The organism is Kocuria rhizophila, from assembly GCF_003667225.1.
GTDB lineage: Bacteria > Actinomycetota > Actinomycetes > Actinomycetales > Micrococcaceae > Kocuria > Kocuria rhizophila.
Genome location: NZ_RCOM01000026.1, coordinates 1 through 22,184, shown reverse-complemented (window position 1 = coordinate 22,184; position 22,184 = coordinate 1). Strand labels below are relative to the sequence as shown.

At 71.1% G+C, this 22,184-nt stretch carries 22 protein-coding genes; 4 read left to right on the top strand and 18 right to left on the bottom strand.

Going from position 1 to position 22,184, the window contains the following annotated elements; translation table 11 throughout:
- Positions 1-102: 102 nt before the first annotated feature.
- From D9R02_RS05535 to D9R02_RS05520, 4 genes are all read right to left on the bottom strand, one after another.
- Complete coding sequence (locus tag D9R02_RS05535) at positions 103-624, bottom strand: mycothiol transferase (RefSeq protein ID WP_039100750.1); 522 nt, start codon at positions 622-624, stop codon at positions 103-105.
- Between the two features lie 193 nt (positions 625-817).
- On the bottom strand, positions 818-1,294 hold the full coding sequence (locus tag D9R02_RS05530) for an ester cyclase (protein WP_121566498.1): 477 nt from the start codon (positions 1,292-1,294) through the stop codon (positions 818-820).
- A 168-nt stretch (positions 1,295-1,462) separates the two neighbouring features.
- A complete protein-coding gene (locus D9R02_RS05525) occupies positions 1,463-2,833 on the bottom strand; it encodes an NAD-dependent succinate-semialdehyde dehydrogenase (RefSeq protein WP_121566497.1) in 1,371 nt (456 codons plus the stop codon).
- Positions 2,834-3,259: 426 nt separating this feature from the next.
- Positions 3,260-4,777: an MFS transporter gene (locus D9R02_RS05520; RefSeq protein ID WP_070637629.1), complete on the bottom strand. Its 1,518-nt coding sequence runs from the start codon at positions 4,775-4,777 to the stop codon at positions 3,260-3,262.
- Positions 4,778-4,950: 173 nt separating this feature from the next.
- Between D9R02_RS05520 and D9R02_RS05515 the strand changes: the two genes are divergently transcribed.
- Positions 4,951-5,505 carry a TetR/AcrR family transcriptional regulator gene (locus tag D9R02_RS05515; RefSeq protein WP_070637419.1) on the top strand — a complete coding sequence of 185 codons (555 nt, stop codon included), beginning with the start codon at positions 4,951-4,953 and terminating at the stop codon, positions 5,503-5,505.
- Between the two features lie 243 nt (positions 5,506-5,748).
- Here D9R02_RS05515 and D9R02_RS05510 read toward each other — a convergent pair whose 3' ends face one another.
- The 13 genes from D9R02_RS05510 to D9R02_RS05455 form a co-directional block, all read right to left on the bottom strand.
- Positions 5,749-7,971 carry an ABC transporter permease gene (locus D9R02_RS05510; protein WP_121566496.1) on the bottom strand — a complete coding sequence of 741 codons (2,223 nt, stop codon included), beginning with the start codon at positions 7,969-7,971 and terminating at the stop codon, positions 5,749-5,751.
- Positions 7,971-8,759 (bottom strand): ABC transporter ATP-binding protein, encoded by a 789-nt coding sequence (locus D9R02_RS05505; protein WP_223110721.1) that lies wholly within the window; start codon positions 8,757-8,759, stop codon positions 7,971-7,973. The genes D9R02_RS05510 and D9R02_RS05505 overlap by 1 nt, the downstream gene beginning before the upstream one ends.
- Positions 8,760-8,905: 146 nt before the next feature.
- Positions 8,906-9,805, bottom strand: a complete 900-nt coding sequence (locus D9R02_RS05500; protein WP_121566495.1) for a response regulator transcription factor — start codon at positions 9,803-9,805, stop codon at positions 8,906-8,908.
- Positions 9,805-11,007, bottom strand: coding sequence for a sensor histidine kinase (locus tag D9R02_RS12330; RefSeq protein WP_121566494.1), 1,203 nt, complete (start codon positions 11,005-11,007; stop codon positions 9,805-9,807). Before D9R02_RS12330 ends, D9R02_RS05500 begins: the two co-directional genes overlap by 1 nt.
- 118 nt (positions 11,008-11,125) lie before the next feature.
- Positions 11,126-11,725 carry a DUF3817 domain-containing protein gene (locus tag D9R02_RS05490; protein WP_121566493.1) on the bottom strand — a complete coding sequence of 200 codons (600 nt, stop codon included), beginning with the start codon at positions 11,723-11,725 and terminating at the stop codon, positions 11,126-11,128.
- Positions 11,722-12,801 carry a hemolysin family protein gene (locus D9R02_RS05485; RefSeq protein WP_121566492.1) on the bottom strand — a complete coding sequence of 360 codons (1,080 nt, stop codon included), beginning with the start codon at positions 12,799-12,801 and terminating at the stop codon, positions 11,722-11,724. The genes D9R02_RS05490 and D9R02_RS05485 overlap by 4 nt, the downstream gene beginning before the upstream one ends.
- The gene (locus tag D9R02_RS05480; protein ID WP_121566491.1) at positions 12,798-14,342 is read right to left on the bottom strand and encodes a hemolysin family protein; all 1,545 of its coding nucleotides are present in this window, start codon (positions 14,340-14,342) and stop codon (positions 12,798-12,800) included. Before D9R02_RS05480 ends, D9R02_RS05485 begins: the two co-directional genes overlap by 4 nt.
- Before the next feature lie 207 nt (positions 14,343-14,549).
- Positions 14,550-15,962 (bottom strand): TIGR01777 family oxidoreductase, encoded by a 1,413-nt coding sequence (locus D9R02_RS05475; RefSeq protein ID WP_121566490.1) that lies wholly within the window; start codon positions 15,960-15,962, stop codon positions 14,550-14,552.
- Between the two features lie 51 nt (positions 15,963-16,013).
- A complete protein-coding gene (locus D9R02_RS05470) occupies positions 16,014-17,141 on the bottom strand; it encodes a Gfo/Idh/MocA family protein (RefSeq protein ID WP_121566489.1) in 1,128 nt (375 codons plus the stop codon).
- 175 nt (positions 17,142-17,316) lie between these two features.
- Complete coding sequence (locus D9R02_RS12075; protein ID WP_183085952.1) at positions 17,317-17,469, bottom strand: hypothetical protein; 153 nt, start codon at positions 17,467-17,469, stop codon at positions 17,317-17,319.
- Between the two features lie 267 nt (positions 17,470-17,736).
- Positions 17,737-18,534: a carbon-nitrogen hydrolase family protein gene (locus D9R02_RS05465; protein WP_121566488.1), complete on the bottom strand. Its 798-nt coding sequence runs from the start codon at positions 18,532-18,534 to the stop codon at positions 17,737-17,739.
- Between the two features lie 50 nt (positions 18,535-18,584).
- Positions 18,585-19,241 carry a Fic/DOC family protein gene (locus D9R02_RS05460; RefSeq protein ID WP_121566487.1) on the bottom strand — a complete coding sequence of 219 codons (657 nt, stop codon included), beginning with the start codon at positions 19,239-19,241 and terminating at the stop codon, positions 18,585-18,587.
- Positions 19,241-19,441 carry an antitoxin VbhA family protein gene (locus D9R02_RS05455; protein WP_059281515.1) on the bottom strand — a complete coding sequence of 67 codons (201 nt, stop codon included), beginning with the start codon at positions 19,439-19,441 and terminating at the stop codon, positions 19,241-19,243. Before D9R02_RS05455 ends, D9R02_RS05460 begins: the two co-directional genes overlap by 1 nt.
- Positions 19,442-19,601: 160 nt before the next feature.
- Here D9R02_RS05455 and D9R02_RS05450 point away from each other — a divergent pair, with 160 nt between their 5' ends.
- Positions 19,602-19,781: a hypothetical protein gene (locus D9R02_RS05450; RefSeq protein ID WP_121566486.1), complete on the top strand. Its 180-nt coding sequence runs from the start codon at positions 19,602-19,604 to the stop codon at positions 19,779-19,781.
- A gap of 15 nt (positions 19,782-19,796) precedes the next feature.
- On the opposite strand, the gene D9R02_RS05445 is transcribed toward D9R02_RS05450, so the two are convergent.
- The gene (locus D9R02_RS05445; RefSeq protein WP_019310847.1) at positions 19,797-20,189 is read right to left on the bottom strand and encodes a DoxX family protein; all 393 of its coding nucleotides are present in this window, start codon (positions 20,187-20,189) and stop codon (positions 19,797-19,799) included.
- Positions 20,190-20,319: 130 nt separating this feature from the next.
- On the opposite strand from D9R02_RS05445, the gene D9R02_RS05440 reads away from it, so the two are divergent.
- The gene (locus tag D9R02_RS05440; protein ID WP_121566485.1) at positions 20,320-21,135 is read left to right on the top strand and encodes a sulfurtransferase; all 816 of its coding nucleotides are present in this window, start codon (positions 20,320-20,322) and stop codon (positions 21,133-21,135) included.
- A gap of 94 nt (positions 21,136-21,229) precedes the next feature.
- Positions 21,230-22,108 (top strand): hypothetical protein, encoded by an 879-nt coding sequence (locus D9R02_RS05435; protein ID WP_121566484.1) that lies wholly within the window; start codon positions 21,230-21,232, stop codon positions 22,106-22,108.
- Positions 22,109-22,184 lie beyond the last annotated feature (76 nt).

The following is a 22,184-nucleotide window of genomic DNA, read 5'->3' as shown; positions in this document are numbered from 1 at the left end:
TGGACTTCGGCGCCGTGAGCCCTGGGGCCGACAGTCAGTAGAACCAGTGTAGGTGAACCCTCAGCGTCTATGCAGTTTCATTGACGTGAAAGTGCGGCCCTGTCAGTACCGCCCGGACCACTCGTCCACCAGGCCGCGGACGTAGGCGGCCTGCCCGACGTGCTGGGCGGCGTCGTCGATCGTGGAGACGATGCGCACGCCGCGGGTGACGGGCGGGTCCCAGGAGTCGTCGACGACCTCGTCCAGGGAGGCGTCGTCGAGGCCGTTCACGTACTCCGCCGTGCCGCAGCACACCGCGCGCAGGTAGCCGATCAGCAGCCCGGGGTCCTGCACCCGCACGCTCGCGACCTCCCGGGGGCCGTCCCCGAAGCCGAAGTCCTCCGCGGGGCGGTCCAGCCCGAACGACTCGCACCAGCCCTGCGCAGTCCACACCTGCTCCGCCCCGCACAGCGCGGCGATCTGCGCGTCCTGCTGCCGCGCGGCGTGCCACAGGAGCCATGCCATGGAGTTGTGCGTGCCGTCCGGCATGCGGTTCAGCACCTCGGCGGAGACGCCCTCCACCGCGGCCTCCGCCGCTTCCACGGGGCGCCGCGCCGCGTCCGCCACCAGTTCCCGAGCACCCATGTTTCACCTGATTCCGCACCGGTTCCGTGTGATCCACCTCCCACTGTACGACCGTTGCGCGGGCCGCGGGAGGGGCGGGCACCGCAGGTGCAGGGCGAGTTCACGGACGACGACGCGGGGCCGCGGCCGGCGCCCATGGCACCGACCGCGGCCCCGCCGCAGAGTCCGCGACGCATCAAGCGCCGCGACCGTCTCAGTCGTTGTAGGTCAGGCACTCCTCGATGGGCCATCCCAGCTGCTCCCACATGGGCAGCTTGTTCCACTCCTTGACGAACTCCACGAGCTTGCCGTCCTGCACGCGGAACAGCGCGCACGCGGTCCACGTGGCCTGGCGGCCGGTGGGCTGGATGTCCCCGTGCGGGGCGCCCTTGTGGGTGCCCTGAGCGGTGTAGCGCAGGGCCACACGGTCGTCCTTGACGAACTCCACGTCGAAGCTCTCGAAGTGCAGGTCGTCCAGCTTGGTCATGAGCTCACCGTGCACGTCCGCGTACTGCTCCAGGGTCTCCGTACCCGGGAACGTGGTGGGGCCCACGAAGCGGTTGTGCGGTGCGCACAGGTGCGTCACGGCGTCCCCGCTGGCCTCACCCGGGGTGTAGGCGATGCGCATGTACTCCTTGGCCAGCTCCAGGTTGGCCTTTTCCTGCTCGGTGAGGGTGGTGGTGTCGGTCATGGTGTCTCCTTCGTGATCGGGGTGGCACCCCGCGAGATCTGGTGCGAGAACTGGTGAGTGGGTCGCCGGTGCGGCGAGGCCGTGCACGCGCGGACGTGCCGAGCGAGCGGGTGCCCGGGAACGCCGTCGTGACGGCACCCCCGGGCACCCGGCCGATGAGCGCGGGGGTCAGCCCGCCACGCGCACCAGCTTGGTGTTGGAGAACTCGTCGAAGCCCCAGCGGCCGAGCTCACGGCCGTAGCCGGAACGGCGCACGCCGCCGAAGGGCAGACCCGGCATGGTGGTGCCGTGCTCGTTGACGTAGGTCATGCCCACCTCGAGGCGGCGCGCGACCTCCTCGGCCTTCGCGGCGTCCGCGCTCCACACGGAACCGGACAGGCCGAAGTCGGAGTCGTTGGCGATCTCCACGGCCTCGTCCACCGAGTCGTAGGAGTAGACCACGGCTACGGGGCCGAAGATCTCCTCCTTGTAGGCGTCCATCTCCCGGGTGACGCCGGTCAGGACAGCCGGAGCCATCCAGGCGCCGTCCTTGTCCAGGGCCTTGCCGCCGGTGTGCAGGGTGGCACCCTGCTCCACGGCACGCTCCACCTGGGCCACGGCGTCGTCGCGGCCCTCCACGGAGGACAGCGGGCCGATCTTGGTGTCCTCGGCCAGGGGGTCGCCCACCGTCATGCCCTCGACGGTCTCCACGACCTTGGACACGAACTCGTCGAGCATGGACGAGGGCACCAGGATGCGCTTGGGCGAGTTGCAGGCCTGACCCGCGTTGCGCATGCGGGTGATGGCGACCGTCTTGGCGGTCTTGGCCACATCGACGTCGTCCAGCACGATCAGCGGGTCGGAGCCGCCGAGCTCCAGGACGCTCTTCTTGAGGTTCTGGGCGGCGGTGGTGGCCACGGCCTTGCCCGCGCCCTCGCTGCCGGTCAGGGACACACCGCGCACGCGCGGGTCCGCGATGATGTCCGTGATCTGGTCGGTGCTCGCGAACAGGTTGATGTAGGCGTCCTCGGGGATTCCCGCGGCGTGCAGGATCTCCTCGATCAGCTCACCCGTGCGGGCGCAGATGGAGGCGTGCTTGAGCAGGATCGTGTTGCCCAGCATCAGGTTGGGCGCGGCGAAGCGGGCCACCTGGTACTGCGGGAAGTTCCAGGGCATGACACCCACCAGAACACCCACGGGCTCGGTGACGACGACGGACTTGGCGCTGTCGCCCACGTCCAGGGTCTCCTCCTCGAGCATGGCCGGGCCGTGCTCCGCGTACCAGCGGTAGATCGCGGAGGACAGGGCCACCTCGCCCTGCGCCTGCTTGAACGGCTTGCCCATCTCGGTGCTGATCACGCGGGCGAGCTCGTCCCCGCGGGTCTCGAACGCGTCCGCGACGGCGCTCAGCGCCTTCGCGCGCTGCTCCACCGGGGTGGCGCGCCAGGACGAGAAGGCGGCGTCCGCGCGCTCGACGGCGCGGGCGATCTCCGCGTCCGTGGCGGAGGTGAACTCCTGCTCGACGACTCCGGTGGCTGGATTCTCTGTGCGGTAGGCCATGAGGTCTCCTTCTGTCTCGGATTCTCTTCTCGGACGATCGAGCATGTCCTCACCGGGGTTAACGAAGGCCCGCGGGGGAAGATTCCCGAGGACAGCATGCTGACTTCCCGCCGGGCACGTCACTCGCCCACAGGCGCTCTGGAACGCCCTGCTGCTCTGGTTCTTCCTGGCAGGTTTCGCGTGCGCGACCCTCATCAGGCCGGATCTGTCCTGGTTGCCGCCCCTGGGCGGCCTGCTGGTTGTTGCGTTCCTGGCCGCCGCGCGGGTGCCCGAGGCGTGGACGTACCTCCGGGTGAACTCGACCACCCCGTATCAGCACGCCACCACGACGTCCACGAACTGAACGTCTCCCGGGATCCGGTCAGAAGTGCACCTCAGACGTGAGACGGGGCGCGGAGTGGCGTGGCGGCGTCGTCGGCCGGGGCGTCAGCCCTGCACGCGGCGCACCCGACGGTCCGCGCGCAGCACGCGGGCCAGGACCAGTGCCACCACGGCCACCAGCACGCCGCCGATCAGCGCGGTCCACTGCATCCCGGAGGAGAAGGCGGCCACGGCGGCGTCGGCGATCACGGAGCCCGCGGGGGACTCCGCCGCGACGTCCAGCGCCCCGCCGAGGGTCTCGTGCGCGATCTGGGCACTGTCCGCGCTCACCGCGGCGGGCAGCTCCAGGTGCGCCTGGTAGAACGCGGTGGTCAGCCCGCCCAGCACGGCGGTGCCGAGCACGGCGCCCACCTCGTAGCCCGTCTCGGACACGGCCGACGCCGCGCCGGCCTTGGCCTCGGGCACGGAGGAGACCACGAGGTCCGTGGACAGCGTGGTGGCCAGGCCCGTGCCCGCGCTCATCACGGTGAACGCCACCAGGATGGGCGCGGAGGACGCCATCTGATCCGTGAACGCCACCACGAAGAACCCGGCGGCCACGAGCAGCAGACCCAGCACCACGGCGGTGCGGATGCCCACCAGTCGTGCGATCCGCTCGGCACCCAGGCCCGCCAGGATGGAGAGCACCAGGCCGGGGACCATGAGCAGCCCGGAGGTCATGGGGTCCGTGCCGTTGACCAGCTGGAGGTACTGGGTGAAGAAAAACAGGAAGCCGAACAGCGCCACATTGGACACCATGTTCACGGACAGGCCGCCGGAGAAGCGCGGGCTGCGGAAGAAGCGCAGGTCCAGCATCGGGTAGTCCTTGGCCACCTGCTGGCGGGCGAAGAGCAGCCCGCACAGCGCGCCCACGGCGATGAACAGCACACCGTGGAGCACCGAGCCACCGGTGGCGAGGGACTTGATGCCGTAGACCACCGGGGCCATGGTGAGCACGGCCAGCACGATGGACAGCGGATCCACGGGCCCGGGGTGGGGGTCCTTGGACTCGGGCAGGATCAGAGGCGCGGCCACCAGGAACGCGAGCAGCACCGGAACGGCCAGCAGGAACACGGAACCCCACCAGAAGTGGTTGAGCAGGAAGCCGCCGGCAATGGGCCCGAGGGCCGCGCCCGCGCTGAACCCGGCGGTCCAGATGGCGATGGCCAGGGTGCGCTGGCGGTCGTCCCGGAACACGGAGCGCAGCAGGGACAGCGTGGCTGGCAGCAGCATGGAGCCGAACACGGCGATGCCCACGCGGGCGGCCAGCAGCCACTCCGCAGTGGGGGCGAACGCGGCGAACAGGGACACCAGACCGAAGCCCGTGGACCCGATCATGAGCATCTTCCGCCGACCCATCCGGTCCCCCAGGCTGCCCATGGGGATCAGCAGCGCAGCGAGGATCAGGGGGTAGACGTCCACGATCCACAGCAGCTGGGACGCCGTGGGGTGAAGCCCCTGGGAGATCGCGGGCAGGGCGAAGCTCAGGGCCGTGTTGTTCACGGACACCAGGAGCACGGGGAGCATCAGAACCACCAGGGAGGCCCACTGCCGGGGCCCTGCCTTGCGCTGTTCTTCGACCATCGTGGACACCTCGGGAACCTCCTCGGACTCGGATTGCGGGGGGACGAGAGACGTACGCCCTTGTACCGTGCTCCGTTCTCGGAGCATCTCACCAGTCTTTACCGTCCAGACGGTACAGTTAACTTCGTCAGGTCCGCAATGATTCCCGTCACCACGTGAGGTCCCGCACGTCCATGCCACGCAAACCGGAAGCCCGAGACAAGCTGCTGGCCGCCTTCGAGCACCTGGTGCTCACGGAGGGCGAGCGCGCCGCCACCCTGGACGCGGTGGCCGCCCACGCCGGAGTCTCCAAGGGCGGGCTGCTCTACCACTTCCCCCACCGCCAGGCGCTCGTGGAGGCGGCCATGGTCCGCTGCGAGGAACTGGCTCGGGAGGACCTCGAGCGGCTCACCGCGTCCTCCGAGGGCGCGGCCCGCGAGTTCCTCACCACCTCGCTCTACGAGGACAGCCCACTGGACCGCAGCCTGGGCGTCGCCTTTCGGCTGGTGCAGGCCCGCGAACCCGGCGCCAAGCAGACCTGCGCCCGCGTGAACGCCGAGTGGTACCGCGTGATCCTCGCGGACGTACAGGACCCGGTGGTCGCCACGGCAGTGCTCGCCATGGGTGACGGGCTGTACCAGCAGGCGGTCATGGGCCTGCTTCCCGACGACGCCGCGGCGCGCCACGCAATCCTCGACCGTCTCCTGGCCGCCCTGGACCGGCTCACGGGCTCGCACCCGGCAGGCTGAGCGCCGCGCACGACGACGCCGCCGCTGGGCCGGCCTTCCCCGTCGGCCGCGGCTGACCCGGCGGGCCGGTGCCCGCCCCTCGGTGCGCCACCGCTCCCGAGGGGCTGGCTGCCGCCGCAGACCCGGTGCGCGCAGCCCCGGACAGGAAAAGGGGCGTGGCCGCCCGTACGCGACCACGCCCCGTCTTCACCGGATCCCCTGGTCGGGATCCTCGTTCCCACCGGGTTCCCCCGGCAAGAAGTCTCAGTCCGCCCGAGCCATGCCCTCCACCGGGCTGAGCTTCGTGGCCCGCCGGACCGGCAGGGCCGAGGCGAGGACGGCCACCACCACGGCGCCGACCAGGATCAGGCCGAAGCCCGCCCACGGCACCGCGGGGTGCACGGCGATGCCCTCCGGGATCACGGACATCACGCCCAGCACACCGAAGGCCCATCCGATCACCAGGCCCACGAGGGTGGCCACCAGGGAGATCACCAGCGCCTCTCGACGGATCAGCGCGCCCAGTTGCCGCTTGGACAGCCCCAGGGCCCGCAGCAGCGAGTTCTCCCGGGAGCGCTCCAGCACGGACAGGGACGTGGTGGAGGCAATGCCCAGCACGGACACCACCACGGCCACGGCCAGCAGCCCGAGGACCACGGTGAGCAGCACGTCCAGGACGCTCACGTAGCTGGCCTTCTCCAGCAGGGCCCCGCCCAGCTGGTTGGCGTCCACGTGCAGGATGTCCGCCACGGAGCTGCGCAGGTCCGTGGCCTGGATGCTGTTGAGGTACTGCTCGGCGTCGATGGTCGCACCGGCCCCGGAGGGCAGGTCCCCTCCGGTCTGCACACCGAGGACGTTCGGCAGCCCCTCCAGCTCGGAGACCTGCTCCGCGCTGAGCTGCCCCGCCTGCGCCGGGACGGAGATGTCCACGGGGCTCTGGCGGTCGAGCTCGTTGAGCAGGTTCACGCGGACCACGTGCTGGCCCGTGAGCACGGTGGAGACCAGCAGCACACCGATCAGCAGCGCGGTAGCCGTGGTGCTCGTGCGGGTGGGGTAGCGCGCGGCGTTCGCCGCGGCCAGCCGGGAGGGGATCCCGCCGGGCAGCAGCCTGCCCGCTGCCCGCACGAGCCCGGGGATGTAGGCGCGGGAGGTCAGCACCACGCCCAGGAAGGCGGCGAGACCTCCGGCGATCCCCAGCCCGGGACTGTGCTGCGAGGCACCGAACACCAGGGCGCCCACACCGGCCACGAGCACGAGGGCACCGAGCACGATGCGCACCACGGGCATCCCGTCCGCGGCCCGGGAACCGCGCAGGCCGTCCAGCGCGGACGCGCCACGGGCACGGCGGGCCGGGCCCAGGGACGCGATGACGGTCAGCAGTACACCGGTGACGAAGCCGACCAGCACGTCCCGCGGGGCGAGGGTCAGCGTCAGGGACCCAGTGAGGCCCGAGGCGTTGAGCAGCGCCACGAGACCGGCCACGGCGGCCACGCCCAGGGCGGAGGCGAGCACGCCGATGAACAGCCCCTCGAGCAGCACCGCCCGGCGCAGCTGGGAACCGGTGGCGCCCACGCAGCGCAGCAGGGCGAGCTCACGGGCCCGCTGGGCGGTGAGCACGGACAGGGTGTTGGTGACCACCAGCAGCGCCACCAGCACGGAGAGCCCGGCGAACAGGGCCAGGAAGATCGCGAGCACGTCCGTGCCCTGGGACATCTCCTGGAGGGCGTCGTCCGCCAACTGCTCGGGGGTCTTGATGCTCAGGGCCAGCTGGCCGCTCTGGTCCGTGCCCAGAATCCTGTTGACCTCGGTGGTCAGGGAGTCCAGCTGCTCCTGGCTCAGGGAGCCGTCGGTGCGCAGCAGGATGCCGGAGCCCCCGGCGAGTCCGGGAACCTCCGTTGCGGCCATGTGCCCCAGCCCGCCGGGCGTGGCGTACCAGTCCGGCAGGCTCGCGGAGGAGTTCTGGGACACGATCCCGCTCACGGTGTACTGCGTGGTGGAGCCGTTCTCCACCCCCCACTCGGTGAGCTTCACGGTGTCCCCGACCCCCAGGTGGAGGTCCTCGGCGGTCTTCTCGGAGACCGCCACCTGGGTGTCCGAGGTGGGCAGCTCACCCGTGGTCAGCTCCGCGGGCAGCAGGGAGGGGTCCCCGGGCAGGTCACCCATGACGCTGGGTGAGTTCTCCTTCCCGCCCTGGGCCTGGACGGGGGCCCCGTGCGAGGCCCAGGCGCTGCGGACCCCGGGCAGCTCTTCGATCTTGCGGATCTGCTGAGCGTCCACGGCGGCCGGGGCCTTCTCGTCGTCCGTGCTCTGCACCACCGCGTCCGCGTTCTTGTAGGGGGCCGCGAGGTCCGAGGCGAGGCTCGTGGTCAAGCTGCTCGCGAGCCCCAGGGCCGCGGTCATGAACGCGGCGCACACGGCCACGCACAGCACCACGAGGGCGTATCGGCTCCACTGCCGGGTCAGGCGGGAGTAGACGACCTTCAGCATCAGCGCGCACCTCCCCGGGCGTCGTCGGCCACGATCTGGCCGTCGCGCACACGCACCACGCGGTCCGCGGCCTCGGCCACCGTGGGGTCGTGGGTGACCACGACGACGGTCTGGCCCAGTTCGTCCACGCAGCGGCGCAGCAGGGCGAGCACCTCCTGGGACGTGGCCGAGTCGAGCGCGCCCGTGGGCTCGTCCGCGATCACGACGTCCGGCTGGGAGAGCAGGGCGCGCGCGATCGCGACGCGCTGCTGCTGCCCGCCGGACATCTCGTCCGGGCGGTGGTCCAGACGCTTGGTGATCTGCAGCGTGGTGGCCAGGGCGTCCAGGCGGGCGGTATCCACCTTCTTGCCCGCGAGCGAGAGCGGCAGCTCGATGTTCTGGCGGGCGGTGAGGGTGGGGACCAGGTTGAACGCCTGGAACACGAAGCCCACGTGGTCGCGGCGGAAGCGGGTCAGCTGGTCGTCGGAGAGCCCGGCGATGTCCTGGCCGCCCACCGCGATGCGGGTCTCGGGGTTGCGGTCCGGGGTGTCCAGACCGGCCAGGCAGTGCACCAGCGTGGACTTGCCGGAACCGGAGGGGCCCATGACCGCCACGAACGTGCCCTCGGGGATCTCCAGGCTCACGTCGCGCAGCGCGGCCACGGCCGTGCCGCCGGCACCGTACGTGCGGGAGACGTGGGCCGCGCTCACGGCCAGGCGCCGGGAGGTGCCGGGGTGTGCGGGCGCCGGGGCGGCGTCGGCCCAGGGTGCGGAGTCGTGTGGGGTGCGGGTGGGGTTCGGAGAAGTCATGCTTCCATTTTCCGAGCCCCCGGGCCGGCGCACATCGGACGGGGGTACGAGCTTTTCCGGCCCCGGCGTGCCCCCGGCAGTGACGCGCGACGCACCCGGGACCGCCCGCTCATACCGGGGGATGAGACCGGGCCGTGGATCGGGGCTCAGCCGGGCAGCACCACGCCGGTCTCGTACGCGATCACCACGGCCTGCACCCGGTCCCGCGCCCCGAGCTTCGCCAGGATGTGGGACACGTGCGTCTTGACCGTGGGCTCGGAAAGAAACAGCCGCTGCATGATCTCACCGTTGGAGCACCCCTCACCGATCAGCTCGAAGACCTCGCGCTCACGGGCCGTGAGGGTGCCGAGCCGGGGGTCCTGCCACGGGTCCCGCGCCGAAGCACCTCCGGGGCTGCCGCCCTCGCAAGACTGCGGGGTACTGGGCGCACCATCGTGGGGAGCACCACCGAGGGGAACGCCGGGGTCGGCACCCGGTGCGGGAGCCGCGCCGCGCCACCGGGGCTCCTCCGGCGGCGTCGTGCCCCCGGACCCCGCGCGGGAGGCCTGAGCCACCCCGCCCGGAGCCGCTCGATCGTCGGGCGGGAAACCCCCGGAGACCAGGTGGGACAGCAGCCGCCGCGTGGTGGACGGCGCGATCACGGCGTCCCCGCGGGCCACGGTGCGGATCGCGTCCAGCAGCTCCTCGGGGCGGGCGTCCTTGAGCAGGAACCCGCTGGCGCCGGCCTGGATGCCCTCCAGGGCGTACTCGTCCAGGTCGAACGTGGTGAGCACGATGATCCTGACCTGCGGCCGCAGCCGCAGGATCTCGCGGGTCGCCGCGATGCCGTCCATGCGGGGCATGCGCACGTCCATGAGGATCACGTCCGGGACCGTCTGCGCGGCAGCGGAACGCACGGCCTCGACCGCCGCGGCGCCGTCGCCCACGTCCCCCACCACGGTGAGGTCGGCCTGCGAGTCCACGAGCATGCGGAAGCCGCCCCGCACGAGCGGCTGATCGTCCACGATGAGCACGCGGATGGGCGTGGCGCCCGGGGTCTCTGCCATCATGTCTCCTCCCCCGGCAGGGTAGCGCGGACCACGAACACGTCCGTGCGATCGGGGTGCGGGCCCGCGCTCAGGGAACCTCCGTAGAGCCCCACGCGTTCGCGCAGCCCCTGCAGCCCGTATCCCCCGCCGGGTGCCCGGGAGTCGCCCCCGGCGCCGTCGTTGCTGATCTCCACCGTGGAACCGCCGAGGCCGTGCTCCACCGCGATCCGCACCGATGTGGCCGCGGGGGCGTGCTTGAGGGCGTTGGTGAGTGCCTCCTGGACCACGCGGTACAGGGTCAGCTGCGCGCCCTGGGACAGGTGCGCCTCACCACTCACCACGTGCTCCACGGGCAGACCGGCCGCGCGGACGGAGGCCACGAGGTGCTCGATCTGATCGAGCTGCGGCACGGGCGCGGTGCCGGTCCCGTCCTCGGTGCGCAGCACGCCCAGCAGCTTGCGCATCTCCGCGAGGGAGCCGCGCGCGGTCTCCGCAATGGTCCCCAGGGTCTCCACGGCCACTTCGGGCGCCGACGACGCCGCGTAGCGCGCCCCGTCCGCCTGCGCGATCACCACGGACAGCGAGTGCGCCACCACGTCGTGCATCTCCCGCGCGATCCGTGCCCTCTCGTCCTGGGCTGCCAGGCGCACCTCCTGCTCGCGCTCCACCTCCAGGCGCCGCGCGCGGTCCTCCAGCTGCTCCCGACGACGGTGCCGCCCACGCGCCAGATCCCCGGCGAGGAACGCGACCGTGACGATCGCCGCGGTGACCACCGTGAACATGGTGCCCGCGAGCCCCCACTCCAGGGTGGTGTAGCCGTCGAACATGAACAGGAACCAGTGGTTGCTGCGCACCCCCAGGACCACACTGCCCAGCAGCGCCGCCGCGTACACGCGCCGCCCGGCGGGGGTGGGTGAGAGCTTCACCGCGGTGTAGACCACGCACGGCACGGCCCACAGGCACACTCCGATGGGGGCCACGTTGAGCACCAGCAGGCTCAGCAGGCTCAGGGCGCCCACGCAGTACGCCGTGGCCACGGGATTGACCCGCCGGAAGAACAGTGGGATCCAGCACGCGAGCGTGCACCACCACGTCCGCGTGTCTCCCAGCGAGAACGCGGAGAAGAACGCCGTGACCAGCCCGCCCAGCACCACGAGCACGGCGTTGCTCCAGTGGGGGTGGTCCTCCACCCAGCGGGCGAGTCTGATGTGTGCAGCCATGACGTGGGAAGCCTATCCGCCGCGCACGGCCCGGCGCGTCATCCCGTGGGACGAGGAACGCCCCGGGTTCCAGCCCCTGCCGGGGAGGAACGCGGGGCGTCCTGCGCGTCCTGAGAGGTCAGGAGAACCACTGGGTGGGCGGGCCCGCCGTGAGCAGCACCGCGAAGAGCAGCACCACGAACACCAACAGGGCCAGTCCGGAGAGGACCGGCCACCGCAGGATCACCGCGAGCAGCTTCTCGGCCGGGGTGCGCGCGGGCTCGCGGCCAGTCACCTCCGCCGACGCCGCCGGGGTGCGATTGGACGCCCCGGCGGCCGTGGTGCCCGCGGACCCGGCCCCGCGCTGCGGGGAGGTGGCGGAGGAAGCCGGCCGTGCGGCGTCGTCGCCCGCCGGGAGCGTGCCCGCGGGTGCCACGCGCCAGGAGTCGGAGAGCAGGCCCCTGCGCTCCACGTGGCGCTCGAAGGGCACCGTGGCGAACGGGACGATCGACAGCAGCAGCCCCACCACGCCGGTGGACGCGGGCCAGCGGCGGTCCGTCCAGACCACCACGGTGGCCACGCAGTAGCTCAGGAACACGAACCCGTGGATCCCGCCCCCGATGCGCACCGGCAGGTCCCCGGCGTGGAAGACGTACTTGGCGATCATGCCCAGGATCAGCAGCGTCCAGGTGACGGCCTCGGCGGTGGCGGCGGTGCGGTACAGCTTCCGGGGGCTCATGCGGCGTTCTCCTGATCGGGTTTGCTGGTGGCGTCGCGGACCTCGCCCACGAGCTCCTCCAGGACGTCCTCGAGCGCGACGATGTAGACGGACTCGTCCGAGGTGCGGGAATCACGGGCCACCTCACCGAGCAGCGCGAAGTGCGCGCCCTTGGCCTGCATGGTGCGGGTGACCTTGCGCAGCTTGTCCCCCGGGGCCACGCGCGCGAAACGGCGCACAATTGCCGGGGGGATGGGGCGCTCACGGGCTGTCTCGGGCAGGCCCAGCACGTCCTTGGTGTGGATGTAGCCCATGAGCCGCTCGTCCCTGTCCCGCACCGGGAACCGGGAGTAGCCGGTCTCCGCGCACAGCAGCTCAACACCGGAGACCGTGATGTCCGAGGGCACGGTGCGCATGCCGGTCAGCGGCAGGGCCACGTCCGCGGCGGTCTTGTTCTCGAAGTTCAGGGCACCGGTGAGCAGCCGGATCTCGTCGTTGTCCAGCAGACCCTCCCGCCCGGACTCCGCCACGAAGCCGCGGACATCGTCCGAGGTGAACGCGGAGGCCACCTCGTCCTTGGGCTCCACGCGGAACAGCCAGCGCACCAGGAGGTTGGCCGTGGCGTTCATGATCCAGATGAACGGGCGGAACACCACCACGAACCCGTGCAGCACGGGGCCCAGCACCTGGGCGGCGCGGCTGGGAACGGCGATCGCGATGTTCTTGGGCACCATCTCGCCCAGGATCATGTGCAGGAACGTGACGATCAGCAGCGCGATCACCAGGGCGATCGGGTGCAGCAGCGCGTCCGGGACGCCCAGCCAGTGCATGGGCACCTCGATCAGGTGCGCGATCGCGGGCTCACCCGCGGCGCCGATCAGCAGCGAGCACGCGGTGATGCCCAGCTGGGTGGCCGCGAGGGACGTGGAGACGTTCTCGATGCCCTTGAGGGCGTACTTGGCGGACTTGGAGCCCTCCGCCGCGAGGGGTTCCAGCTGGTCCCGGCGGGCCGAGACCACGGCGAACTCGCTCGCCACGAAGAACGCGTTGCCGGCCAGCAGCAGGACCAGCACGATGATGGCGGTGCTCGTGGTCATCGGTTCTCCTCGCTGGGGTCTTCCTCGGACACGTCCTCGTCACGGTGGAACCCGGGGGCGCCCAGACTGTCGCCCCGGGACGCGCGGAACTGCTCGGCGGTCTCCGGCTCGGGGTTCTCCCCGCCCAGCGGATCGGGCCGCCCCGGGGGCTGCCAGGAGGTCGACGACGTCGAGCCGCCCCGCTCGTCCGGGTTTCCGCCCACGCGGTGCACCAGCAGACGGTCCACGCGGTGCTGGTCCATCCGCATGACCTCGAGCCGGATCTCGGCGGTGGTCGGCAGGTCGTCCTCGTCCCGGTGGTAGTGGTCCACGGCCTCCACGGTGAGGGAGTCCCCCACCTCGGGCAGCCGGTCCAGCTCCTCCGCCATGAGACCGCCGAGGGTGTCGGACTCCTCACCCTCGGGCATGTCCACGCGCAGCACGTCGCCCAGCTCGTCCGGGCGCAGCAGACCGGAGACCACCAGGCCACCGTCGCGGGTGCGGCGGAAGCGCTGCACGCGGGTGTCCTGCTCGTCGTCGATCTCCCCCACGATCTCCTCGATGAGGTCCTCCAGGGTGACGATCCCGGCGGTGCCGCCGTACTCGTCCACCACCACGGCCAGCTGCAGGCCCTTGCCTCGCAGCTGGCGCATCAGGGGGTCCAGGGTCATGGACTCGGAGACCACGTCCGCGGGCACGCACACGTCGCTCACGCGCACCACGGCACGCTCGTCGAAGGGAACCGCCAGGGCGTGGGTGTAGTGCACCACGCCCACGATGTCGTCCACGGACTCACCCGTGATGGGGAACCGGGAGTGCCCGGTCTCGGACGCGGTGAGCAGCATGTGCTCCACGGTGTCGTCCGCGTCCAGGAACGTGACACGGGGGCGGGGGCGCATGACGTCTGCGGCGGTGCGGTCACCGAACTCGATGGAGCGGGCCACGAGCTCCGCGGTGCCGGCGTCCAGGGTGCCCTCGCGCCCTGAGCGGCTCACCACGGACGCCAGTTCCTCCGCAGTGCGGGCGTTCGCCACGTCCTCGGTGGGCGTGAAGCCCAGCATGCGCAGCACGGCGTTCGCGGAGCTGTTGAGCACCGTCACGAGCCACCCGAACACGAGCATGAAGAACTTCTGGGGCAGCACCACCACGCGCGTGACGCGCATGGGGTCCGCGATGGCCCAGTTCTTGGGGACCAGTTCGCTGAAGACCATCTGCGTGAAGGTGGCCACGATGAAGGCGGCCGTGGTCGCGATGCCCACCGCGGCGGCGTCGGGAACCCCCGTCCAGCCGAGGCCCTCCGCGAAGAGGGTGCCCAGGCTGGGACCGGTGAGGAAGCCGGCCATGAGGCTCGTGACCGTGATCCCCAGCTGGGCGCCGGAGAGGTTGGTGGAGGTCTTCTTGAGACTCTCCTCGATGGTGCCGGCGAGCTTGTCGCCGGACTGGTGGGCGCGCTGGACCGCCTGACGGTCCACGGTGAGGAACGCGAACTCCACGGCCACGAACAGGGCGTTGGCCAGCACCAGGAACAGGAAGACGAGCAGGAGGAGCCAGGCTGTCAGCACCAGCTCACCTCGGGGCGCGGCGCGATCACGCGCGGGGGGAACGGGGAAGCGGTCGAGCGGGAATCAGGGGAGCAGCGGAGCTGCGCCGGACTGTCCGACTCCTTGTCGTCGGCCGCGACGAGCGCACCGAGGTGCGCCGGGGGCCGGTTGTGTTGAGATGTCACCAGTCCAGGATACCGAATCCCCACGGCTCCCCCGCGGTTCGTGTCAGCGCGTGCGGCCGAGAATGTGCTGGGCGCAGCTGCGCAGGTCCACGTTGCGGAACCGGTAGCCGCTGGCCAGCAGCTTGGCCACGTCCACGCGCTGGCTCGCCGCCACGAGCTCCTCGGTGGCCTGGGTACCCAGCAGGGCCTTGGGGCCGGCCAGGGGCGTGGGCACCACGGCCGGTCGGTGCAGCACCCCGGCCACGGTCTTCGCGAACTGCTTCTGCCGCACGGGCTGCGGCGCGGCCACGTTGAACGGGCCCTCGGCGTCCTCGCTGAGCGCCAGGTGCGCCACGGCCCCGGCCATGTCGTCCAGCCCGATCCAGCTCTGCCACTGCTTCCCGCCACCCAGCGGCCCGGACAGTCCCGCCTCCAACAGCGGGAGCTGGGGCTTGAGCAGACCGCCCGTGGGCGAGAGCACCAGACCGGTGCGGATGTTGACCACCCGCATGCCGTACGCGGCGGCACCGTGGGCGGCGCGCTCCCACTCGCGGCACACCTCGGCCAGGAAACCGTCCCCGGAGGGCGAGTCCTCCGTGAGGACCTCGTCCCCGCGGCCCGTGCCGTAGTAGCCCACGGCGGAGGAGACCACGAGCGCCCGGGGCCGCTTCTCCGCGGGAACCTGGCCCAGCGCACGGACCAGCAGGCGGGTGCTGTCCACGCGGGAGTTCATGATCTTCTTCTTGTTCTCGTCCGTGAAGCGCGTGGCGATGGACGCGCCGCCCAGGTGGACCACCACGTCCACGCCCTCGAGGTCGTGCGGGTTCGGCACGCCCTGGTCCGGATCCCAGCCAATCACGCCGTCCCCGGTGTCCGCCCCTCGCTTCATGCGGAGCACCGTGGGCCCGCCGGTCTCCAGCAGGGCGCACACCTGCGTGCCCACCAGCCCGGACGAGCCGGCCACCGCAATGGTCAGCCGGGGCCCGTCGTGCTGGTCGTGGAACGCGAGGTCCGCCTTCAGCTGCCGCTCCCGGTAGGCGAAGATCCGGTTGAGCTGCGGGGTCATCACGCGCTCCCCCACGTCGTTGAGCCTGCCCGCCCACTGCGGCAGCGGCCGCACCGTGACTCGGTCCCGGATGAGCGTGCCGCCGGCCTCCGTCTCCTCGAAGACGTGCCGGTGCTCCCACTCCCCCAGCGGACCCTTGGCCATCCGGTCCGTGAAGTAGCGCGGCGGGTCCCACTCACCGTGCTGGGCGGTCCACGGCAGGTGGACCATGCCGAACGTGCCCGGCACGGAGACCCCCAGCTTGGCCTCGGAACCGGGTTCGATCCCGTCCGAGGGCGCCTGGCGCACCTGGTCCGGGCCGCCGCCGAACGGCGGGGTCAGCCGGGGCAGGGCCCCGGGGCGCTCGTGCCACGCGAACACCCGCTCCCGCGGCTGGGTCAGGCGGGTCTCGTGGACGTATTCGTGGGTCATGGCGCTGCCGTTTCCGTTCACTCGTGGGGCAAGGGTGCAGGGGGTGCGGGCTCAGCCGTTCTGGGGCACCTGGTCCACCAGGTCGTCGTCGCCGGGCTCGTCCGCCGGGGTCACCCGGTAGACCTGCCGGGAGTCCAGGACGCGTTCACGACGCCGCGGCTCCAGTGCCACCGGAGCACCCGTCTCCAGGGACTTCAGGATCGCCGCGTTCACGCGGACATCCAGCAGGCCCTCCTCCCCGTCGGGCTCGGGGGCCACCCCCTGGCGCAGGCAGTCCACGAAGTACTGGGTCTCCCCGCCGAACTGCTCCACGGGGTCGTGAGCGAAGCTCTCGGAGGAGCCGTTCTTGGTGAGGGTGTACTCGATGCCGGTGTCCGGGCCGAACCCGAAGCACGGCTCCGCGGAGATCTCCCCCTCGGTGCCGGAGACCGTGAAGCGCTCCACGGACTCGGACGCGTAGGAGATGGTGAACTGCGCGAGGCGGTCCCCCGGGAAGGTGAGGGTGACGGCCACGGTGTCGTCGAAATTGAACTCACGGCCCGGGGTGCGCACGCCCTTGGCGTAAACCTCCACGGGCTCGTCGTGGAAGAGGTTGCGCACCATGTTCTGCGGGTAGGTGCCCAGGTCCGGGATGGGCCCGCCCCAGTACCCGGAGTGCCCCCGGTGGTTCTCCTCGGTGATGTCCTGGGAGAACGCCGCAGTGAAGTAGCGGGGATCGCCGATGACCTTCTGGTCACGCACCTTCTCGATCATCTCCACGGTGCCCGGCTCCTGGTGCAAACGGTAGGCGAGCATGAGGGTGGCGCCGCTCTGCTCCGCGGCGTCGATGATGGCCTGGCAGTCTTCCTCGGACGTCTCCATGGGCTTCTCGAGCAGCACGTGGATGCCGGCCTTCAGCGCGGGCTCCGCGAACTCGCGGTGCCGGAACACCGGAGTGGCCACGTACACCGCGTCCACGTCCCCGGACTCCAGCAGGGCGGGGTACTCCTCGTAGGAGTAGACGGCCACGCCATACTCCTGGCCCAACTCCTCCGCCTTCTCGGCGCTGGAGGTCACCAGCGCGGCGAGCTCGGCGTCCTCGATCCGGTCCAGGCCGGGGATGAAGGCCTGCTGGGAGATCTGACCGACGCCCACCACCGCAAAGCGGACCGGGCGGTCGTTCGGGATGCTGGCAACCATGGTGGTGAACCTCCGAGGGGTCGAGACTGCGGGTCACGCCCACCCGTCAGTGGGCTGATGACGTGTTCTGCAACCACTGTAGGCACGCCCTCCGGCGCGTGTCAGCGCCCGTTCACCCACCGCGCACAGGTCCCCGGCCGTGAGCGCGATCCGCCGTGGCCCGACAGGGGTTCTGCTATTCGCGCCTTGGCGAGCCCGCAAGGTCGGGAGCCGGTTTTCCGGCGGGGCGCTGTCGTGCCACGGCCCAGATGCCGAAGCCGACCAGCGCGAGGACGAGCACGATCACGGCGGCCACTGCCGCCCACATGAAGATTGATGCTGCAACCACGGTCCGCACACTCCGTTCACCAACGGCCGGTACCGGTTACCACCTCGACCCGCCGACCGCCCGTCTGACCCCGTGCCGAGTCCCTTGATCCTAGGCCCGTCCCAGACCCGGTGCCTATAGCCGGGCGGCCAGAAGGTGGACGGAGACAAACGCCTTCCAGATGAGCTCTCTCAGCTCACGCAATCCCATGGGCCGTGGTCCGACCCGGACGACGCCGCCGTTCCAGTACCCGCAGTCATCCGCGCCGGCCGGGAGCCGACGCCCGCCCTACAGCTCCCGCGCGTTGGCCAGCACCGGGATGGCCTTGCGGGTGCGCTCCACGAGGTCCATGTCCAGGTCCACCACGGCGTAGCCCGGGGCCTCCCCGAGAGATGCCACCACGGTGCCGTCCGGGGCGGCGACGAGGCTGTGCCCCACGCCGCGCGGGGCCTTCTCCGGGTTCTCTTCCCCCGCCGCGAGCGGGTTCGCCTGCCCCACGGCCACCACCCAGGAGGTGGTGTCCAGCGCGCGGGCGCGCGCCAGCAGCTCCCACTGCTCCACCTTGCCCGGCCCGTCACCCCAGGACGCGCCGACCACGGTGACCGTGGCGCCGTCGTGCGCGAGCCGGGTGAACAGACGCGGGAAGCGGATGTCGTAGCACGTGGCCACCCCCACGGTGGTGTCCCCCACGGGGAAGGTGACGGGCTCGTCGCCGGGGTCCACGGTGTCGGACTCCAGGAAGCCGAACGCGTCGAAGAGGTGGATCTTGGCGTAGCCGCGCACGGTGCCGTCCGGCAGGGCGATCAGCGTGGTGTTGCGCACGCGCTCGCCGTCTCCGGGGGTGAACATGCCCGCCACGATCGCCACCGCGTGCTCGCGCGCAAGATCGGCGACGGCGCTCGCCCACGGCCCGTCCAGCGGCTCAGCGACGTCCGTGAGCCGGCGCCCGAACGCGAACATTGTGGCTTCGGGGAGCACGAGCAGGTTTGCCCCGTCCCCGCCCGCGCGTCGCGCGAGATCCGCGACGGTCCGCAGGTTTTCCGCAGGGTCGTAGGTGCTGAGCAACTGTCCGAGGGCGATGCGCATACCTGCCACTTTAGGGGCGTGAGGGGAAATTCATGGCAAGAGTGGAACGGTCAGTTGCCGTCAGGGTTACTGGCCCGGTACAGCTCCTCGTCCAAGAGGGACAGCCCGTCGAGAGGCGGTTTCAAGATCTCTTCGATCAGGGGCTTGAACGGCTCACCTGTTCCCTCGTTGAACGCACGAATGGAGGCGCGTTCGTTCTCAATGCGCCCAATGTTTCGCCAGGACAAGGTACGACCTGACAGCGCCGCAATCTGGTCCAGGTAGGCACGTTGCGTCCTGCCATTACCCTCTCGGAACGGGTGCACATAGTTGACCTGTTCCAGCAGGGTGGATGCCTGCTCGACGAAGTCCGCGTCCGAGATACCTGGATCCATGAGCAGCGCAGATTCTTGAAGGGTTTCGTGGATGCCCCTGAAGGCCAGTTCGATCCGAGAGGGGTGCAGGAATGTGGAGGCCCCCTTCGTCAGGGCAACGGTCCTGATGTGCCCCGCCCACTCCCACACGTCCTGGTAGAGCCTGCGGTGGATCTTCCGCAGGTGAGTCAGGTCGAACGCTCCCTGCACCGGATCGCGTTCCAGTTCACGACGGCGTACCAACGTCTCGCGGCGCTCGAACCTGGACGCGGCTTGCGGGTCACGGATACCAGGGATGTTCTTCAGGACATTGGTGCCGGGGTACAGGTATGGATCGGCGAACTCCCCTTCCATCAGGCCGCCCGCTCCGGGTACAGCGGAAGGTCGGCCATCTTCTGGATCAGCTCGTCCAGCCCGAAGACCCCTGCCACGTATTCCCGGACGAGCTCCATGGCCGCGGCATCGGGCAGCGCCCCTTCGAGGTCCCAGCTCGCCAAAATGTCCGTCATGGATTCCCGCCGCTCACGAAGGTCATCGTCTTTGTACACGGTCAAAGCATCCTCCTGCATCGGTGATGTGGTGTCACGGGACCATGGTGGGCTGAAGGCAACAGTGTGGAGTTGATAGTAGTGGGCATGTTTCTCATGCCTCTACGGCTATCGTGTACGCCACGCGTCGGGCACCCGACGCTGTCGTCATCGGAACGAGGACTGCATGACCCGCAACAGGACCGCTCTCTTCGCCGTCTCGGCCGCGTGGCTCGCCGTGCTGCTCTCGGTGGTTCTCGGCCTCGTGCTGGGCGGACCGATAGTGCCCTTCGCGGTCCTCGTGGGGATCGCCGCCCTGGCCGTCACCGGGTTCTGGGCCGTGCGCCTCAACCGTGGCCAGCAGTAGTCGGGGAGGTCCTGCTCAGGCGTTGCGCGCGATCTTCACCGCGCCGACGATCAGCGGGATCTGCAGCGGCAGCCGCCCGTACGCAATGGCCTGCCGGGTGGGTGACGCGTGGCGGGAGTCCCACGCCATCTTCATGTTCCCCGGCCACACGCCCACGAACAGCGCGGCGGACACCGCCCCGCCGATCCTGCGGGTGCGCGGCACGAGCAGCAGGGCCGCGGTGGCCAGCTCCGCGTAGCCCGATCCGATGGACCACTGCCGCGCGGTGCCCGGCAGCTGCTCGGGGATCAGCGCATCGAAGGGCTCGGGCTTCACCAGGTGCAGCATGCCCATCCCGGTCAGAGCCAGCCCGGAGAGCACGGCGGAGCGGTTGGCCTTGCGGCGGGCGGTCATCAGTGTCCTGTTCATCCCCCCACCGTACCCACCAGCGCGGCGCAGGCGGTCGGAGAACTCCGCCGGGCGGCGTCATTCCCACCGCCGAGCCCTCGCCCTACGCTGGGAGGCGAGCAGCGCGACGTCGTCGAACGAGGAGGCGGTCATGGACCCCTTTGTGACCCCGCAGTGGCTGGCCGAGCACCGGGACGAGGTGGTGCTCGCGGACGCGCGGATGTACCTGGACGGGCGCAACGCGCAGGCCGAGTACCTGCAGGGGCACCTGCCGGGCGCCGTGTTCGTGGATGTGGGCGCGGACCTCGCGGAGCACGGTCAGCCGGAGGGCGGGCGGCACCCGCTGCCCACGCCCGAGCACTTTGCCGCGGCCATGTCCCGCGCGGGCATCGGGGACTCCACCACGGTGGTGGCGTACGACGACGCCGGTGGCGTGATGGCCGCCCGTCTCGTGTGGATGCTGCGCACCACGGGCCACCGCGCCGCCCTGCTGGACGGCGGCCTGGACGCCTTCCCCGCCGAGGAGCGGGAGCGGCACCGCGCCGTGCTGCCCGCCGCCGAGTTCACGCCCGTCCCGTGGCCGCGCGGGGCGCTGGCCACCATCGACGAGGCCGCCCACGGTCCCGTGGTGGTGGATGCCCGGGACCGCACCCGCTTCGCCGGGCACGCCCCGGACCCCGTGGATCCCCGCTCGGGGCACATCCCCGGTGCCGTGAACGTCCCGTGCCGGGAGCACCTGCAGGAGGACAGGACGCTGCAGCCGGTCGAGGAGCTGCGAGCGCGGTTCGAGGCCGCCGGGGTCGTGGACGCCACCCGGATGATCTCCTACTGCGGTTCCGGCATCACGGCGTGCCACAACCTGCTCGTGGCCGAGCACGCGGGCCTGGGCACGGGACGGCTGTTCCCCGGCAGCTGGTCCCAGTACTCCCACACGGACCGCCCGGTGGAGACGTCCCCCACCAGCTGAACTGGCCGTCAGGCTACTGACACATTCCCCGGGCAGTGCCAAGATGGAGCACACCACACGTGGCCTGTGCCACGTCAACTTCAGGAGGCTCGACATGACTCAGCACCCCGAGAACTCGGATCCCATCGCGTCCGCCGGCCAGATTGACGACCCGGACCAGCCCACCACCGTGCAGGGCAAGGACGACTCCCGCGCGGGCCGCGACACCCAGCCCGAGGAGAGCTCGGCGGACGGGGACCCCGAACAACCGGGCACCCGCCACCACACCCGCGCAGCAGCGCACGACGACGCCGCCCCGGCCGGCTCCGCGACCCGCGGCACCGCTCAGGAGGGCCGCACCGCCACGGACGAGCACGACGGCAAGCCCCCCAAGGCCCTGCGCGAGACCGGTTTCCCCGTGGTGGACGAGGGCACCGTGGACGCCCAGCACAACCGTGAGGTGGACTCCGAGGCACTGGCGGGCACCCGCAAGTTCCAGCCGCGCCCCGGTGACGCCAACCCCAACGTCTCCGACAACCCGGCGGACCGGCTCGACACCGGCGGTGGTGTGGCGCGCGAACGCTTCACCGAGGACCGCCGCAGTGACGACCACGGGCGGCCGGAGGCCGCGGGTGACCGCACGGCATCCGAGCACGTGGCGGGCCCGCGCGGCGGCGTTGCCGACGGTGCCGTGCAGGTCGAAGCGGACGGGCACGGAACCGATCGCCGCACCTCGGGCGAGGCTGACCGTGCCGATGCGGTGCGGCGCGGTGCGGACGAGCACGGATCCCGCGCCGAGCGCGCCTCCCGCGATGACTCCGCCCAGGACGACACCGCCCAGTACGAGACCCCCGAGAGCATCCCGGAGGTCGAGCCGGTGCGCCACTCGCGCATCGTGGAGGAGCGCGTGCAGGAGCAGGAACGCGACTTCGACCTCGGGACCACCGAGGAGGGCGAGCGGTACCTCACCCCCCGGGACGTTCCCGGCGCCTGAGCACCGCGTCACGAGCACCACTCCCCCAGAAGACGCCCGGTCGGAACCATCCGGCCGGGCGTCTTCGTGCCCGCCC

Bases quoted from the DNA above. Each gene is read 5' to 3' on its own strand.
- D9R02_RS05445 (WP_019310847.1), bottom strand. From the start codon at position 20,189: ATGAACAGGACACTGATGACCGCCCGCCGCAAGGCCAACCGCTCCGCC.
- D9R02_RS05465 (WP_121566488.1), bottom strand. From the start codon at position 18,534: ATGCGCATCGCCCTCGGACAGTTGCTCAGCACCTACGACCCTGCGGAA.
- D9R02_RS05530 (WP_121566498.1), bottom strand. From the start codon at position 1,294: ATGACCGACACCACCACCCTCACCGAGCAGGAAAAGGCCAACCTGGAG.
- D9R02_RS05515 (WP_070637419.1), top strand. From the start codon at position 4,951: ATGCCACGCAAACCGGAAGCCCGAGACAAGCTGCTGGCCGCCTTCGAG.
- D9R02_RS05485 (WP_121566492.1), bottom strand. From the start codon at position 12,801: ATGACCACGAGCACCGCCATCATCGTGCTGGTCCTGCTGCTGGCCGGC.
- D9R02_RS05475 (WP_121566490.1), bottom strand. From the start codon at position 15,962: ATGACCCACGAATACGTCCACGAGACCCGCCTGACCCAGCCGCGGGAG.
- D9R02_RS12330 (WP_121566494.1), bottom strand. From the start codon at position 11,007: ATGGCTGCACACATCAGACTCGCCCGCTGGGTGGAGGACCACCCCCAC.
- D9R02_RS05470 (WP_121566489.1), bottom strand. From the start codon at position 17,141: ATGGTTGCCAGCATCCCGAACGACCGCCCGGTCCGCTTTGCGGTGGTG.
- D9R02_RS05535 (WP_039100750.1), bottom strand. From the start codon at position 624: ATGGGTGCTCGGGAACTGGTGGCGGACGCGGCGCGGCGCCCCGTGGAA.
- D9R02_RS05450 (WP_121566486.1), top strand. From the start codon at position 19,602: ATGACCCGCAACAGGACCGCTCTCTTCGCCGTCTCGGCCGCGTGGCTC.
- D9R02_RS05435 (WP_121566484.1), top strand. From the start codon at position 21,230: ATGACTCAGCACCCCGAGAACTCGGATCCCATCGCGTCCGCCGGCCAG.
- D9R02_RS05520 (WP_070637629.1), bottom strand. From the start codon at position 4,777: ATGGTCGAAGAACAGCGCAAGGCAGGGCCCCGGCAGTGGGCCTCCCTG.
- D9R02_RS05525 (WP_121566497.1), bottom strand. From the start codon at position 2,833: ATGGCCTACCGCACAGAGAATCCAGCCACCGGAGTCGTCGAGCAGGAG.
- D9R02_RS05460 (WP_121566487.1), bottom strand. From the start codon at position 19,241: ATGGAAGGGGAGTTCGCCGATCCATACCTGTACCCCGGCACCAATGTC.
- D9R02_RS05440 (WP_121566485.1), top strand. From the start codon at position 20,320: ATGGACCCCTTTGTGACCCCGCAGTGGCTGGCCGAGCACCGGGACGAG.
- D9R02_RS05500 (WP_121566495.1), bottom strand. From the start codon at position 9,805: ATGGCAGAGACCCCGGGCGCCACGCCCATCCGCGTGCTCATCGTGGAC.
- D9R02_RS05490 (WP_121566493.1), bottom strand. From the start codon at position 11,725: ATGAGCCCCCGGAAGCTGTACCGCACCGCCGCCACCGCCGAGGCCGTC.
- D9R02_RS05510 (WP_121566496.1), bottom strand. From the start codon at position 7,971: ATGCTGAAGGTCGTCTACTCCCGCCTGACCCGGCAGTGGAGCCGATAC.
- D9R02_RS05505 (WP_223110721.1), bottom strand. From the start codon at position 8,759: ATGACTTCTCCGAACCCCACCCGCACCCCACACGACTCCGCACCCTGG.